Origin of the sequence: Paenibacillus sp. FSL W7-1088 (genome assembly GCF_037969855.1) — a bacterium.
In the GTDB taxonomy this organism is placed as follows: Bacteria; Bacillota; Bacilli; order Paenibacillales; family Paenibacillaceae; genus Paenibacillus.
This window is the reverse complement of the sequence record NZ_CP150216.1, coordinates 5,355,734-5,371,812: the sequence shown is the minus strand read 5'-3', so window position 1 is coordinate 5,371,812 and position 16,079 is coordinate 5,355,734. Positions and strand designations below refer to the sequence as shown.

General features: G+C 46.1%; 13 protein-coding genes. 9 read left to right on the top strand and 4 right to left on the bottom strand.

What is annotated here, in order from left to right:
- Window positions 1-8: 8 nt before the first annotated feature.
- The 3 genes from MKY42_RS24250 (at window position 9) to MKY42_RS24240 (ending at window position 3,747) form a co-directional block, all read left to right on the top strand.
- Entirely contained in the window at window positions 9-1,619 is a 1,611-nt protein-coding gene (locus tag MKY42_RS24250; RefSeq protein WP_339845278.1) for a helix-turn-helix domain-containing protein, read from the top strand.
- 115 nt (window positions 1,620-1,734) lie between these two features.
- Window positions 1,735-2,709 carry an ABC transporter substrate-binding protein gene (locus MKY42_RS24245; RefSeq protein ID WP_339845276.1) on the top strand — a complete coding sequence of 325 codons (975 nt, stop codon included), beginning with the start codon at window positions 1,735-1,737 and terminating at the stop codon, window positions 2,707-2,709.
- Window positions 2,710-3,747, top strand: a complete 1,038-nt coding sequence (locus MKY42_RS24240; protein WP_090903717.1) for an NAD(P)/FAD-dependent oxidoreductase — start codon at window positions 2,710-2,712, stop codon at window positions 3,745-3,747.
- A gap of 113 nt (window positions 3,748-3,860) precedes the next feature.
- On the opposite strand, the gene MKY42_RS24235 is transcribed toward MKY42_RS24240, so the two are convergent.
- Window positions 3,861-4,574 carry a MerR family transcriptional regulator gene (locus tag MKY42_RS24235; protein ID WP_090903716.1) on the bottom strand — a complete coding sequence of 238 codons (714 nt, stop codon included), beginning with the start codon at window positions 4,572-4,574 and terminating at the stop codon, window positions 3,861-3,863.
- Between the two features lie 111 nt (window positions 4,575-4,685).
- On the opposite strand from MKY42_RS24235, the gene MKY42_RS24230 reads away from it, so the two are divergent.
- Window positions 4,686-5,618, top strand: a complete 933-nt coding sequence (locus tag MKY42_RS24230; protein WP_339845274.1) for an alpha/beta hydrolase — start codon at window positions 4,686-4,688, stop codon at window positions 5,616-5,618.
- A gap of 23 nt (window positions 5,619-5,641) precedes the next feature.
- On the opposite strand, the gene MKY42_RS24225 is transcribed toward MKY42_RS24230, so the two are convergent.
- Window positions 5,642-6,412: an isoprenyl transferase gene (locus MKY42_RS24225; RefSeq protein WP_256222323.1), complete on the bottom strand. Its 771-nt coding sequence runs from the start codon at window positions 6,410-6,412 to the stop codon at window positions 5,642-5,644.
- Window positions 6,413-6,773: 361 nt separating this feature from the next.
- Between MKY42_RS24225 and MKY42_RS24220 the strand changes: the two genes are divergently transcribed.
- Window positions 6,774-7,544: a glucose 1-dehydrogenase gene (locus tag MKY42_RS24220; protein WP_090903715.1), complete on the top strand. Its 771-nt coding sequence runs from the start codon at window positions 6,774-6,776 to the stop codon at window positions 7,542-7,544.
- A 39-nt stretch (window positions 7,545-7,583) separates the two neighbouring features.
- Here the strand turns inward: MKY42_RS24220 and MKY42_RS24215 are convergent, their stop codons facing one another.
- Complete coding sequence (locus MKY42_RS24215) at window positions 7,584-8,240, bottom strand: TetR/AcrR family transcriptional regulator (protein WP_179263578.1); 657 nt, start codon at window positions 8,238-8,240, stop codon at window positions 7,584-7,586.
- Window positions 8,241-8,396: 156 nt separating this feature from the next.
- On the opposite strand from MKY42_RS24215, the gene MKY42_RS24210 reads away from it, so the two are divergent.
- The 3 genes from MKY42_RS24210 to MKY42_RS24200 all read left to right on the top strand — a co-directional run bounded on the left by MKY42_RS24210 (window position 8,397) and on the right by MKY42_RS24200 (window position 12,218).
- Window positions 8,397-8,939, top strand: coding sequence for a CueP family metal-binding protein (locus MKY42_RS24210; protein ID WP_090903713.1), 543 nt, complete (start codon window positions 8,397-8,399; stop codon window positions 8,937-8,939).
- A gap of 232 nt (window positions 8,940-9,171) precedes the next feature.
- Window positions 9,172-10,173, top strand: a complete 1,002-nt coding sequence (locus MKY42_RS24205) for an iron-siderophore ABC transporter substrate-binding protein (RefSeq protein WP_090903712.1) — start codon at window positions 9,172-9,174, stop codon at window positions 10,171-10,173.
- On the top strand, window positions 10,170-12,218 hold the full coding sequence (locus MKY42_RS24200; protein ID WP_090903711.1) for an iron ABC transporter permease: 2,049 nt from the start codon (window positions 10,170-10,172) through the stop codon (window positions 12,216-12,218). Before MKY42_RS24205 ends, MKY42_RS24200 begins: the two co-directional genes overlap by 4 nt.
- A 165-nt stretch (window positions 12,219-12,383) precedes the next feature.
- Here MKY42_RS24200 and MKY42_RS24195 read toward each other — a convergent pair whose 3' ends face one another.
- Window positions 12,384-13,571, bottom strand: a complete 1,188-nt coding sequence (locus MKY42_RS24195) for an aminotransferase class I/II-fold pyridoxal phosphate-dependent enzyme (RefSeq protein ID WP_090903710.1) — start codon at window positions 13,569-13,571, stop codon at window positions 12,384-12,386.
- Window positions 13,572-14,111: 540 nt separating this feature from the next.
- Between MKY42_RS24195 and MKY42_RS24190 the strand changes: the two genes are divergently transcribed.
- Window positions 14,112-16,019: a carbohydrate-binding protein gene (locus tag MKY42_RS24190; RefSeq protein WP_090903709.1), complete on the top strand. Its 1,908-nt coding sequence runs from the start codon at window positions 14,112-14,114 to the stop codon at window positions 16,017-16,019.
- The last annotated feature ends 60 nt before the right edge of the window (window positions 16,020-16,079 follow it).

Below are 16,079 nucleotides of genomic sequence, written 5' to 3'. Positions count from 1 at the left end.
TAACAAAAATGCCCAACAACATAGAGTGGATGGCTCAATGGAAGTCAACCCAGCCACTGACAGAGCAATGGATGACTGGGGGCAAGCTGCATCACTTTTCAAGTCATGCCTTGCTACTTATCCTCGACGGGAAAGCGATCTGGAATATTAATGGTCATAGGGTCCAGGTATCTTATGGGGAGTTAATTGCTGTACAAGAAAACTCTGTGATTGAAGTGATTGAGGGTGGCAATCTGGATCTGGCCGGATGGCATGTTCAGTTTGATACATACACGATGTTCCCAGATCGAGGTGAAGTGGAAAAATATGAATGGCATGTACCGTCAGGAGACACGTATCAAAAAGTGAAATTAACCGGTGGCACACTGGCGAGTCTCAGCCTACATTGGAGTGAAGCGGGTTCTCCTGATCCCAATGCCATCCGGGTTAGAAATCAGCTTTTGGTGTATGAACTGCTGCAACATGTATACCGGGAGTTGATGGAAGAGGAGCCGACTGTTGAACAAGGCATTCTTCGTTCTGTGGATTACATGCAGCAGCATTATGAACAGGTCATCACACGAAAGCAATTGGCTGAGATCGCAGGCATCAGTCCCTGGCATTATTCCCGCAAATTCAGTGAGCGTTATGGAAAGCCGCCTCTGGATTACCTCGCTTATTATCGAATCTATCGTGCTCAAGAGGAGCTGTTGTTAACAACGGCGACATCTCAGGACATTGCGAAGAAGACTGGATTCGAGGATGCACATTATTTCAGTCGTCGTTTCAAGCAGTTAACGGGTGTGTCCCCGAGAAATTATGCACAAACGCTGCCCCAGCGTAAAATCGTATGTCTTTCCCCGCTTTGTGCGGAAATGATGATTCACTTGGGGATTATTCCACATGCCGTTGTGGTAACTCCTTTGCTTTTGCCTGAACATCAACATGAACTATTTGACATGCATCAGGTGAAGATGATGGAAGTGTCGCAATATGAGCTGGATGTGGAACAGATTCGGCAAGTTCAGCCCGAATGGATTGTGGGAAACTTTTGGACAGAAGAGATCAAGCAAAGACTGCGCACAATTTCGCCTATTATAACCGGTTTAAATAACGATGTGGAGGCTCTGCTCCATCAACTGGCAAGCGTGTTTCATCGAGAAGATACTGCCCATAAACTTCATACGCAGATGAAATTGGAAGTAAACAAAGCACAGCAGCAACTACAGCATCTTGTCCAATCTTCCACTACCGTGATGGTACTGAGGGTAGAACCGTTTGGTTATCGTTATATGGGTGGTCATTCTAATGGGGTATCCCATTTACTGTACGAACAGCTCCGTTTAACTCTGCCGCAGCCATTGCAATCAGGGGAGGCGTGGTTTAATCCTTGCTCACTCGACTTGTTGGCCAAAGCCAATCCCGATTACCTCTTTGTGGAGAAACGAGTCATGCAGCACTTTAGTGCTGAAGAAAATATGAAGAAGTTGGTGGAGAGCTTCCAATGGAATGACTTGAAGGCTGTAAAAAACAACAGGGTATTTCTCGTGGATACTCGCCTGTGGGTGGATGGCCGTGGAATTATCGGACACCAAATGATTTTGAATGAAATTGTGAATAGTCTGGTCACCAATGTATGATAGAGCACAATAATCCAACGGAATACGCACCATCTCCTATGGAAGGAACGCTTCCTATTTGCTAGTATTTGATAATAATTATCATTATCAATATTACATAAGGGGCGAGTAGACCATGTCACGAAGGTTTAAGGGTTTTGGAATGGTGCTGTTGGCGCTAAGTTTGGTGCTTTCCGCCTGTTCCGGTACTTCTGATAAGGAAGTGGAAGCTTCAGCAAAAACGGCAGGGAAAAATGAAACGAAGGTTGTTCGGGATCAGTTTGGAGAGGTGACGATTCCTACGAATCCTCAAAATATGCTTGTACTGGATTCTATCTATGCCGAGTACTTAATTGAGATGGGCGTTACACCGCAGATGGTTATATTTGTTCCGGAGATTGAACCGGAATATCGTGCGTCTTATTTTGAGGAACATGGGGTCCAAATGATTGAAGCGGAACAATATCAATATAATTATGAACAATTGCTCACGTTGTCACCTGATATGATTGTTAGCGCGGGCGTAGGCATGGAACAAGGCGTATATGATGAACTATCCAAGATTGCTCCAACGGTCGCTCTGGATTCCAACAGTGAAATGCAGATGGCCATGCCGAAGCTGGCTGCGGTCTTTGACAAGACAGAGGAATCTGCCAAAGTGCTGGCTGAATTTGATGAGAAGGCGAAGCAGGCACAGGAGAAAATTTCTCAAGCCATCGGCGACAAAACCGTGCTGGTTCTTCGAGTGGAGCACAATCGTTACCGTTTCATGGGTCCCAAAGGAGGAAGCAGCAGTGTCTTTTTCTATGAAACCTTGGGTCTGAACAGCCCTGAAGTCATCAAAGACACTACAGATTGGTTTAGCCAGTTTTCCCTGGAATTTTTGCCGGAAATGAACCCGGATTATATTTTTCTAGAAGACAGGACGCTGAAAGGCTATGATACGAAGGAATCCATGGATAATCTGAAAGAAAGCAAAGTGTGGGCAAGCTTGAACGCAGTGAAAGACAATCATGTCTTTCCGCTGAAAACGAGTGATTTTGTAACAGGTGTGGGTCCGATTGGGTCGGCCAATTTGTTGGATTATGTCGTTGAAAAGTTGGTGCCCTAAATGAATACTGGAGCGGAGCAGCAATTGGACATTTACGATATTACGATTGTTGGTGGTGGACCTGCAGGAATGTATGCTGCATTTTACAGCGGGATGAGAGCCATGCGTACCAAAATCATTGAAGCCAAACAGGAATTGGGCGGATTTATGCGTACGTACCCGGAGAAACTGGTCTGGGATGTAGGTGGAGTTGATCCGATTCGTTGTGAGAAATTGATCGATTCCCTGGAAAGACAGGCAAGAACCTTCGATCCAACCATTGTATTCGGCCAGGAAATTGCTCAGATGGAACGACGCGATGATCAAGTGTTTGTACTCACCTCAAAGACAGGAGAGCGTCATTACACGCGTACGATCTTGTTATGTGCAGGCAGAGGCATGACGCAGGTTCAGAAGCTGGACATTGAGGGCGCAAATCGGTATGAGCTGACGAACCTGCACTATACCATTACGGATCTGTCCAGATTCAAATATAAGCGTGTGCTGATCTCTGGAGGCGGGGATTCCGCAATAGATTGGGCGAATGAAATGGAGGGATTGGCACGAGAGGTCATCGTAGTGCACAGACGACAGGAGTTTACGGCACATGAGCTGCCTGTTGCCCAGATGAAAGCTTTTGCCCAAGTCTTGACCCCTTACAGCATATCGCGCCTATATGGTACAGGAGACAAAATAGGCCGTGTTGAACTGGTCCATGTAGACAATGAAGAAATCATGCCAATTGAAGTGGATGAAGTGGTTGTAAGCCATGGATACGATCGTGATTTCGGTAACTTGGTCCATTGGGGACTGGAACGTGAAGATTACGGTATCTCGGTTGATCCGCGAATGTGCACAAGTCAGCCGGGAATATTCGGAGCAGGTGATTTCATTACCTATGGAAGCAAAGTCCGTCTGATTGCTGGTGCATTTAATGATGCCGTACTGGCAGTAAACAGTGCCAAGCTCTATCTGGAGCCGACCGCTTCCGATATGGCAGGGGTATCGTCCCATAATGCAAGGTTCTTTGAGAAAAACAAAGCTATTTCTACCTTGTAAATCAGCATGTGTAGAACGTGAAGTAATAGTAAGAAGCCCGACCCGTGTTGAGAATTTCTCGGATATGGTCGGGCTTCTTTCATTAAAACTTCCAACCAGAACTAACCAATAGGTTATCCTTGTGATTCCTGAAGTAACTCAATATATGTCATAAGTTCCTTCACGCCTGCAAATTGCAGAGTCAGTTGGTTGTTAAGCTTTTGCAGGGCCAGCTGGAAGGCTTTATTGATCTGTGTATAATCCTGCGTGCCGACAGTGTTCAGAAGCTCTTTCATATGTTCAATGTAGTAGACGGATTTTCTTAAACTGCTAATGACCAATATCTTTCTTAACTCGGCTCGGGTATACATTCGATAACCGTTGTTAGGGTCTCTTTCGGAGCAAATTAAGCCTTCGGTTTCCCAATGCCTGATAGCAGAAGTGTTGACCCCGGCTGCTTCGGCAGCTTTTCCAATCGTCATCGCCTCCGTCGTTCCCCTCTTTTGATCGTTAGCAAAATCCACCTGTTGCACCATCTTCCATATGTCTTCCATTCGTTGCTTCTCCAGTTGGCTGTTGTACAGCTGCTGGTTCATAAGCCAGAGAGCATCCATCGTATCGCCCTGTTTTACTTTTCTCATAACCTCGTATACAACGGGAATCTCATATCCTTTCAATAATAAACGAATGGCAACAAAAGACTGAAGATGAACAGGGGTATAGTACCTGTGATTACTGACGGTCCGTGGAACGTCGGGAATGAGGTTCTCCTTTTCATACCGTCGCAGTGTAGTCGTACTTACATCCAGCCTTGTGGCAATCTGCCCAGGTGTATATGCTCGGTTCATGTTTCTTCTCCTCATGCTTCAAGTAAAACCTTCAAGTGCTACACTAACATACAACCCGCCAAAGTCCATATTTTATCCACATTTTATATTGAAAACCGGAAGATTGCATCCATGTTATACACTGAGGATATCAACAGTAAAGGACTGGTTCAATTGCAGAAAATGATTACTTTGTTAAATGGTTCGCAGCTTGAAGTGGGTCTGACGGGAGCGCAAGATCGTAGCGTCATTATGCTGCCCACAGCCAAAAAGCCCGTAACCGGACAAGAAGCCGAAACCCTAAAGTTATGGGGGGTTGATCCTGAATTGAGTGCAAAGTTTATCGACGGACTTTCCGGTGAATTTCAGATCCTGCATTTTGATTATGAAGGCCACTACATGGCACATCCCCATCCGGAACATTTTACGCCTGAATATATCGCTCAGGATTTGTTACGAATTGCGGATCAGATGAATGTGAATCGATTTAGTTATTATGGATACTCCTGGCTGGCTCTTGTCGGGCTTCAGTTAGCCCTACGGACTGACCGCATGGAAAGTCTCATTATGGGAGGATTCCCGCCATACGAAGGGCCGTATGATGAAATGCGAGTAGTGACCACAAAGACATATGAGGGAGCATTGAAGCAGCATGAAGAATCGGGAGAAATACACTCAGCAGAAGCTCTAATGAAAGTAGAAGAATTGAGTCCGGATCAATTGGATTGGGACAACGTGGAGTTAAAGATCGATCCGGCTCAAACGAAACAATTTGCGACCTTGTATCAAGGTTTAATTGATTTCGATGACCAACGTATTCAAACTCAGTTGAATATCCCCAGATTGGCTTTTGCAGGAGAGAGAGATACGATTGTGTATGGTGAGAAATTTGGCAGTGTGACGGTGGATATCGCTGGACGATTGCAAAAGCATAAACCCGTTCTTGAAAACCTCGGCTGGACCGTCGACATCATCAAGGGAGCGGATATGGATCACACCAAAGCGATGCAGCCCAGTACCGTTCTCCCTATTATCCTTCCCTGGTTAAAAGCTCATTTAAGCTGAGGATCAGCAGAAACAATGTTGGATTACTGCGTTACATCGTCTAATGCTCTTTGTTTGCGCTGCTGATAATCCAGAATGGATTCGTATAACAATTGCTCGTTGAAATCCGGCCACATCACATCCGTAAACCAGAGCTCGGAATAAGCGGCTTGCCATAATAGGAAATTGCTTAACCGTTTCTCCCCACTGGTTCGGATTAGCAGATCGGGGGCAGGATTGAGTCCGGTATACAAAAACTTTTCGAATTCCGCCTCGGAGATTTCCGGGGTTTCTTTGTTTTCTTCATTGTTTTCAACGATGTACGTTTTGATCGCTTGCACAATATCGTTTTTACCCCCATAATTCATCGCAAAATACACAGCCATCCCACTGTTCGTTTGGGTTAGTTCCACCACTTTGCGCATCGCTTCCTGTGTTTCGTCTGGGAATTTTGAGATATCTCCAATAAAATTAACTTTGATATTATTCTGATTCAGTTCCTGAACAGTTGTATCCTGTACAAATTCGACCACCAGACTAATGATGTAGTCGACCTCATCCTTGGGCCTTTTCCAGTTTTCCGTAGAGAAGGCGTAAAGAGTGAGCGAAGCAATCCCGTTTTTGTGGCACATGCTTATCGTTTCCCGCATCGTCTGCATTCCTGCATAGTGCCCGGCACTTCGAGGCAGTCCTCTTCTCGTCGCCCATCTTCCATTTCCATCCATCATAATTGCGATATGCTTCGGGATGAATCCGTTCCAGTCGATGGAATGGATGGTATTAGGTTTTTCTTTATGTATACGGTTCCATTTCAATGGCACTTCCTCCTGATCCTCAAGCTAGAATGAGTTAGACTCGTAAAATGAATTCAAATATTCAAAATGATTCCCATAATTTACGTCTATTATATAGGATTGCACAGGGACAAGCCATGATAGGTTTACAATGTCACCAAGATGCAGAAGGATCACCTCGATGTTAAACAACAAATAACCCTTCATCTGTGGGATTACTTACAGGGAATGAACAGAGCCGCACACAACTATCGGTTATCCTACAAAAGCCTGCTCGTTTGCTGATTGAAAGAGCTTTCATTTCATCCGTATACTAAAGGTGTCAACAAGGTCGGATGTGTCTTATAGAGCATCCATCTTCATTTGGAAAGGATGATTGGACATGGGAAGATTAACTGGAAAAGTTGCAATTATAACCGGTGCCGCGAGTGGTATGGGATTGGCTGGGGCTCAATTGTTTGCCAGAGAAGGAGCGAAGGTAGTTGCTACCGATGTAGCGATTGACGCTTTGCAGGAGCAAGTGAAACAGATCGAAGCTGACGGCGGCGAAGCGATTGCAGTAAAGCTGGATGTATCCAGTCCGGAATCATGGAATGCAGTTGTGGAAGAAACCATCGCAAACTATGGAAAAATTGATATTCTGGTCAACAATGCCGGCATTCACATCGCCAAAGGCATTCTGGAAGCAGAATTGGAAGATTGGGACAAGGTCATGTCCATTAACGGTACAGGTGTATGGCTGGGAATGAAGGCGGTTATCCCTTATATGCAGCAAAATGGACAAGGCTCCATCGTAAATACGTCCTCCATCGCTGCCATCATTGGCGGAATCGCCGATGCCCAGGGCGCAGCATACAGTGCTTCCAAGGGATCTGTGCGTTCACTGACCAAACATGGTGCACAATGGTTCGCCAAAGATAACATTCGTGTGAACTCTGTACATCCAGGGGCTGTGTTTACCGGCATGGTGGAAAAAGCGGGCATCAAGTCCCAAGTGGAGATGGGAGAGCATTACAAAAATCTCGCCCCACTGCCTCCGCATGCCGGAGAGTCCATGGATATCGCCTATGCCTACTTGTTCTTAGCTTCTGATGAATCCAAATTTATCACAGGTGTGGAGCTGCCAGTGGATGGTGGCTGGATCAGCAACTAATAGCAAAGTGATCGAAGCATTCAAAGAGGTACTGGTTTCTCAGTTGTCATGAGAGGCGGTGCCTCTTTCCATTTCATCCAATGATGGATTCAAATTCGAACGGTAAACTTCATTGGAGCGATTCATGCGTGTAAATTCCAGCAGCTGCTCCGCCATATAGGAGGCACTGTATTTGAAGTTGCTTTGCACCCATCCTGTAATTAAACCAAGAACTGCATTGGCCTGGTAACAGGCAAGAAGCTCCTTGTTCACTCGGGGGTCTGGCGACATATCGGTTACATCCTCCAGATACAGAGTTTTGAGCGTTTCATAGAGTGTATCCCGAAAACCTGAAAGCATGTTTGTGTTAACCAGCAAGGCATAGAAGGTGGCATGGCCAAGAACATGGTCGAAAATTTTGATAGCTGAAGCGTTCAGGTCCATGATTCCGAAATCCCGGTAGTGCTGGTAAGGGGCACGGTAGGCGAAGATCAGATCTGCCATCACGTCTTTCAAAATTTCGTTGAGCAAGTCTTCTCTATATACATAATGTTTGTAAAAGGTACTGCGGTTCACATCGGCCAATTTCACGATATCGGTGATGGTAATACTCTCGAACGGCTTACGCGACATCCATTCTAACAATGAGGCTTTCAGGGCCTGTTTGGATCTGTGGACTCTGCGATCCATGTCGGGTATAGATAGGGATTTATGCATTATACACATCCTCCTTTGCTGATCAATGATACATCTAACATGATGCGAAAGAAGCATACAAATATGTGAATAAATGGTGAATTACATGCGCTTTCAGTCCATGATGGTTCGTTCTACATTATAATAAACCAAAACGGACGAGGAGATGAACTCCAGTTGAAAAAACAAATGTGGATCATTACCGGCTTTGTAGTTGTAATTGTGTTGGGGGCCTATCTGATAGCAAACCTTGTGGGGAAAGAAGAAGCAGATAAGGCGGAAGCGCCCAATATCAAGAAAATAGTAGAAGATATCAGTACAGGCAAGGAGACACCGGAATCGGCCTCCATTAATGCCACCCAGTTAATCGTCACGGATAAAGGTAACCAAACGACAACCTACGACTTGCCTCAAAATGAATTTTTCCTTTCCATTGCACCCTATGTGGAACAGACTCATCCTTGTGCAATTCATAGCCTAACCGGATGTCAGGGCGAAATGAAAAATAAGAAGTTCATTGTGACGATTCATGATTCCGAAGGGAATACGCTCATGAAGGATGCTGAGATGAAGGCCGGCTCCAACGGTTTTATGGATTTTTGGCTAGCCAGAGATAAATCATACCTCATTCGTGTGGTGCATGATGGAAAGGTTGCAGAGACACAGCTATCTACCTATGAAGAAGATAATACGTGCATCACAACGATGCAGTTGAGTTAAAACGTCGTACGGTGCATTCTATCATCTTTTCAAAACTTTCGATGTGATCCAGACCCGCCTTGAATTGCGGGTTCTTTCATTTTTTCCTGTTCATGCGATGACAGGGAAGGTTTTGAACATGAAAAATAATAACTCTTTTGAATTGACAAAATCGCAATTCTACTGGATAATCCATTAGTGATAATGATAATTGTTATCATATAAATACATATAAATAGGGGAGAAAAGAGATATGAAAAAAGGATTAAAAGGACTTTTGATCATGCTGACGTTTGTGCTAGTCCTGGCAGGATGCGGTAAAGCCAATACTACTACAGATGCAAGTAAGGATGCTGATTCCGGTAGTGCTCCGGCAGAAGAGACAGCAGGTCCTGTGACGGTGAAGCATAAACGCGGAGAGCTAACGCTGGACAAGCCTGCAGAGCGAGTGGTTACGTTGGAATGGACATACACCGAAGATGTGGTTGCATTGGGCGTTCAACCAGTTGGTAATGCAGATAACGCCAATTACAAAGTATATGTATCATCCGAAGCAGGGCTGGATGACAGTGTAACGGATATTGGAACTCGGAGTGAGCCGAATCTGGAAGCCATCGCTGCATTGAAGCCGGATCTCATTATTGCCAATGCAGACAATAATAATGCGGTTTACGATCAGCTTAATGCAATTGCACCAACGATCGAATACGACCCGTATGATGGCGATGGCTATAATTATGACAAAATGACAGAGATCTTTAATAACATCGCAACTGCCCTTGGTAAAGAGGACAAAGCGAAGCAAGTACTAGATGAACTGGATCAGCATTATGCAGAAGCCAAAGAAAAACTGGCTGCTGCAGGTAAAGATAATTTCCACTTTGCTCTGACACAGGCATTCACGTATCAAAATGCGGCCAGTCTGCGCATGTTTACCGATAACTCGGTCGTGATTGGAACGTTGAACAAGATTGGTTTGGTTAACGATTGGCAGCCGGAAAAATTAGAAGGTTATGGTTTCTCTACAGTGGGGATTGAATCCTTATCTGATGTACAGGATAGTAACTTCATTTATATTACACAGCCAGACGATGATGTTTTTGGCACAGCAATGAAAGATAATTCGGTGTGGAACGGACTCAACTTTGTCAAGGAAAAACGCACATATCAACTGGATAGCACGACATGGACATTTGGTGGACCCATTTCCTCCAAAGCGTTGGTTGATGGCGTTGTTGAGGCGATTACCAAATGAGTTCGGTTCAGGCAACTAGGCCAGCAATGAACTGGCGTACAATAAGCATATATGGGGGCGGTCTATCCGCTCTCATCGTGCTTTTTTTTGTAAGCCTTTGTTATGGTGAAGCAGCCATTTCATTACACACCGTTTGGGACGCACTTACTGGCAGACAGAATACTTTAGAGCACAATATGATTTGGGATTTGCGTATGCCACGTACGGTTATTGGTATTATTGCAGGAGGGGCTTTGGCTGTAGCGGGAGCGCTGTTACAGACGATTACTCGAAATCCGCTCGCTGCATCAGACACGCTGGGCATTAATGCAGGAGCGTACTTTATCGTGGTGCTGGGAACCATTCTTTTTCCGGGCTTGCTCGGTCAGTCACCTTTTCTATTTGCAGCTCTTGGTGGTCTGGTGGCAGCATTCGCAGCTTATTTCATGGGTGGCGGACGAAGATCCAGCCCGGTACGACTTGCATTGTCCGGTATGATTGTGTCTATGGTGCTTGGTTCATTTACAAGCGCACTGCATATTTTTTTCTCCATGGAAACGCAGGGGCTGTTTCTTTGGGGTTCAGGAACACTCGTCCAGAATGACTGGAGTGGCGTAGCTTATGCATGGCCATGGGTGATTGGTATTACTATTCTCGCGCTAATCTTGTCCAGACAGTGGGATATGCTGGAGCTGGATGAATCAACGGCGTCCTCATTGGGACAAAAGGTTGGACTCGCTCGTGCCGGTGGTTTGATTATCGCGGTATTGCTGGCTGCGGTGATTGTCAGTGTAATCGGGCCAATTGGCTTCGTGGGACTAGTGGCACCACATTTAGTCCGATTGAGTGGAGTACGCTCCAATCGGTTAGTGCTGCCCGGTGTTTTTATATGGGGAGCGGCTCTCCTGGTTGGTGCGGACGTACTCGCCAAGATGGTGCATAACTCCAGCATGGAGCTGCCGACAGGTGCTGTAATGGCGATTATTGGTGCACCGTGGCTGATCTGGCTTGTACTCACACGCATGAAGGCAGCGAACGGGTCGGGCATGTCCACTTCAATGAGCACAGGAACACCTTCACGTCGCTTTGCATTCGGCCCAGTGGCTGTCATATTTTCGGTCATCACTGTAGTGCTGATCTTGCTAAGTACCATGTTTGGCGGTATGCGAATTCCGCTGGCTGATCTGTTACCAAGTCTATTCCAATCAGATGGACTATTCTCTGCGTTGGTTCAACTTCGAATTCCGCGTACGCTAGTTGCCGCAGGTGCAGGGGCTGCACTGGCGATCAGCGGTGTGCTCATTCAGATGGCGGTACGTAATCCGCTGGCGGATGCCTCAATTGTTGGGGTATCCTCTGGTGCAGGGCTTGGAGCAATGATGGTCATCATTTTGTTCCCGGGTCTTCCTATGTATTTGCTGCCGATCGCGGCAATCATCGGTGCAGCCATCGCCGCAGTAGTTGTTTTCTCCCTCTCTTGGAAAAAAGGGCTGAACCCATCTGCGGTTGTGCTGCTGGGAATTGCGATGTCTGCCATTGCAGGAGCAGGAATTCAGATTCTGATTGTCCGTGGTGCGGTATACGGTAGTAGTGGATACATCTGGCTAACAGGGAGTACCTATGCCCGGACCTGGGATCAGGTTAAAATTATCGGCCTGTTTTTAATTATTCTGGTTCCGGTAGCCTGGTGGTTGGCTCGCAGATTTGAATTGTTGGTATTCGACGACAATAGCGCATCAGGACTTGGACTGAGCGTGCGGCGAACACGATTACTAGCAATGACGACAGGGGTGTTACTAGCAGCAGGGGCTGTTGCCTGTGTAGGGACTGTCGGCTTTATCGGTCTTATTGCACCCCATATGGTTCGCTTGCTCACGGGACACAAATTAAGACGATCGATGTTTTTATCCGCATTGGCGGGGGCTGTCATGCTGGTGCTGGCCGATACGATCGGGAGAACTGTCATGGCGCCAACAGAGATTCCATCCGGAATACTCATTGCGATCATTGGCACACCGTATTTCCTGTATCTGATGTATCGTTCCAACTTGCGCAAGTCAATATAATTTTTAAATTCAGGAAGCCTGCCATTGAGCAGGCTTTTCATTGTTTACCTGTTTGTTCCGCATGTCTGATCAAGTCAGGTATCCCCTTTTGTTACCCGGCCTAAAAATAATAAAAATCCCCCTGATCTACAGTGGGGGATATCTCTGACAAGTAACGCAGAACTCTTATTGTGGTATAACGGAGTTGTTTTTCAGCATTCCACTGTTATCTACCGATAGGATCGCTTGCTGCAACGTTTCTTTATCCTGAACCAAAGCGAATCTCACATATCCTTCACCGGAAGGGCCGAAGGCACTTCCTGGCGTTACGATTACACCCGCTTGTGTAACCAAATCCATGGCAAACTGTTCTGAGGTATCGTAGTGGTCTGGAATCCGACTCCAGATGAACATGGTGGCTTCGGATTTGGCGATATGCCAACCGAGGTTGGTGAATCCTTCGCACAGGACATCTCTGCGCTCCTCGTAGATATCTCTAACCCGCTCAACTTCACTCTGATCCCCTGTGATTGCAGCAATGGCTGCCTTTTGAATCGGAAGAAACATGCCGTAATCCATGTTGGATTTCAGCTTTTTAAGCACAGATACCACATCCGGGTTCCCCACACAAAAGCCGATCCGTGCCCCGGCCAATCCATAGGTTTTGGATAACGAGTTGAATTCAATACCAACATCCATCGCGCCGGGATAAGCTAGGAAACTTCCGCACGTTTTCCCATCGAACACCAGCTCGCTGTAGGCATTGTCATGGAGAACGATAATGTCATATTTCTTGGCAAACTCAATCAGATCCAGATAGAACTGATCGGGTGCCATCGCTGTCGTCGGATTGTTCGGATAGGATACAAGCATGAATTTTGCTTTGCGCGCAACCGCTTCAGGAATGTCCTGGAGTTGAATAACATACCCGTGTTCTTCTTTTTGGGGCATATAATACAGCTCGGCTCCTGCCAGTAGAGGTCCATCAGCAAAGACCGGATAACAAGGATCGGGTACAAGGACCAGATCTCCTTCATCAACAATCGCCAACGAAATGTGGGCAAGGCCTTCCTGTGATCCAAGCAAGGAGCAAATTTGGGTTTTCGGGTTCAGTTCAACATGGTAACGCCGCTTGTACCATTCACTGACTGCCTGCAGCAATTCGCTCTGATCATTTACAGCATATGTATAGTTTGAAGCATCTGCTGCTGCCTCGCATAAAGCCGTCATGATATGTTGGGCCGGGGGAATATTGGGTGTACCTACACTTAGATCAATGACAGGTTCTCCATTCTCCAGTCGTTGCCTCTTGATCTCCAGCAAACGGGTGAATATCCCTTCACTGAAATGTTCCATACGTTTAGCAAACTTCATGATTACACAGCTCCCATAACTGATTCTGTCTTTCTATTCTCACTATTTCTATCATAAATGGAGAAAGGTCAAATGAGAAGAGAGGCAGATGATCTTCATGCACCGCACTTCCAAACGTTGAAGATAAAGCTTAGAAAATAGTTGTATTTTGAATATAGTATGTTATGATATCTCTAATTAAAGAATTATTTTCTATATATAGAAAATAATTACATTAAAACAACACTCTAAAACAACACTCTAAAACAACACTCTGTATCAAATCCGCTAAAAGCGTTTTTTTATTCCATCATATTGAAAGCGTTTGCATTGAACAACCGGAGCAATTATATAACTTGCTGTGATTTCATTCTCCGGTCTTCAGATTTATTCAAGGGTTATTGTCTGAGCCATGATGAACCTTGCAGAACCGGTTGAGAGAGGCTCGACTTAAACCATATATGCTAACGTTTTTCCAGGAGGCACTCTGCGAGAAGGGAGGTGAGCGATCAAGGATTCACGTCTTTAAAACAAATTCAATTCAAATTGGAGGGGAAATGAATGATTCGAAAACGGTTGATATTTTTAATGGCATTTGTTCTGATATTTAGTGGTTTGCCTATGGGAATCACCCATGCTGCCAATCAGCCTCTAGCAAAGCTTCCTGGAAACGCGAACCCGCTCATGGATCATAAATTGGGAGCCGATCCTTATGTGCTGGTACACAACGGCCGAGTCTACGTCTATATGTCAAGTGATTCTTATGTGTACAACAGTAATGGTACGGTAAAAGAAAATGACTTCAGCATGCTGAATAAAGTTCATGTCATATCCTCTGCCGACATGGTGAACTGGACAGACCACGGGGCCATTCCGGTGGCAGGCAGCAATAATGCCAATAACGGGCAAGGTATTGCCAAGTGGGCCTGGGGCTCCTGGGCTCCGGCCGTTGCCAAAAAAAGCATAGCAGGAAAGGACAAGTTCTTTCTTTACTTTGCGAACAGTGCATCAGGCATTGGTGTGCTTACGGCGGATTCACCCATTGGACCGTGGAGCGACCCGCTTGGCAAGGCGCTGGTAACACACGGTACGCCAGGCATGTCAGGTGTGACATGGCTTTTTGACCCGGCAGTGCTGGTTGATGATGATGGTACAGGATACCTGTATGTCGGTGGGGGCATACCGAATACTTCCGATCCAGCCTCGATTGCGAATCCCAAAACGGCCCGTGTGCTCAGGCTGGGAGACAATATGACCAGTGTCGTTGGCAGTGCGGTCACCATTGATGCGCCTTATTTGTTCGAGGATTCGGGCATTCATAAGTACAACGGTAAATATTATTACTCGTACTGCATTAACTTTTCGGGCACACACCCGGCTGCCTATCCGGCAGGAGAGATTGGTTACATGGTAAGTGACAGTCCTATGGGTCCGTTTACGTACAAAGGTCATTTTTTGAAAAATCCGTATGCCTTCTTCGGTGTTGGCGGGAACAATCACCATGCTGTATTTAATTTCAATAACCAGTGGTACACCGTGTACCATGCCCAAACGGTGAGTAAAGCTCAGCATGGTGATGGCAAGGGATACCGTTCGCCGAATATCAACAGGGTGGTGCATAATGCGGATGGCACGATCCAGGAGGTGCAGGGCAACCTAGCGGGCATTTCGCAGATCGCCAATCTGAACCCATATAACCGGGTGGAGGCTGAGACGATTGGATGGCAAGCGGGAATCACAACCGAGGCATCTCAGGCTAGTGGTGGACCGTTCAGCAACCAGAATGTCACGAATATTCATAATGGCGACTGGATTGCCGTGGGTAACGTGGACTTTGGTTCTGCTGGCGCTAATACCTTCAAAGCCAATGTCGCTTCAACCGTAGGCGGCAAAATCGAAGTTCGTCTCGACAGCGCGACAGGCCCACTTGTAGGCACGCTTAATGTAGCTTCAACGGGTGGTGCACAGACCTGGAAGGAAGTTCAAACCACCGTAAATAATGCCACAGGTGTACACCGATTGTATCTGGTGTTCACGGGTACAGGCGGTGCTAATCTGTTCAATCTGGATTACTGGCAGTTTGGCAACAACACATCCAGCAATCCGGTCACCAAGGTTGAAGCCGAGAGTATGACCATTAGTGGTCCATATGCGGGAACGATCAGTTCCCCCTTCAACGGGGTAGCTTTATATGCTAATCAGGATGCTGTGGCGTATAACCAATACTTTGGCAATCCAACTCATCAATTCTCGGTTCGTGGGGCTTCCAATAACAGCAGTACAGCAAGAGTGGATCTGGTCATTGGCGGTGTAACACATGGTTCCTTTTATTTCACTGGAACGGCGCCAACCGTTCAAACCCTGTCCAACATTACACATGCAACGGGTAACCAGGAGGTCAAGCTGATCGTGACCACGGACAACGGGACATGGGATGCGTATGTGGATTATATCGAATATTCCTTGTGATCACTTATTATAAGATCTGAAATTCCTTTGATTGTGGCATTGGTTCAATGATTCTGAGAA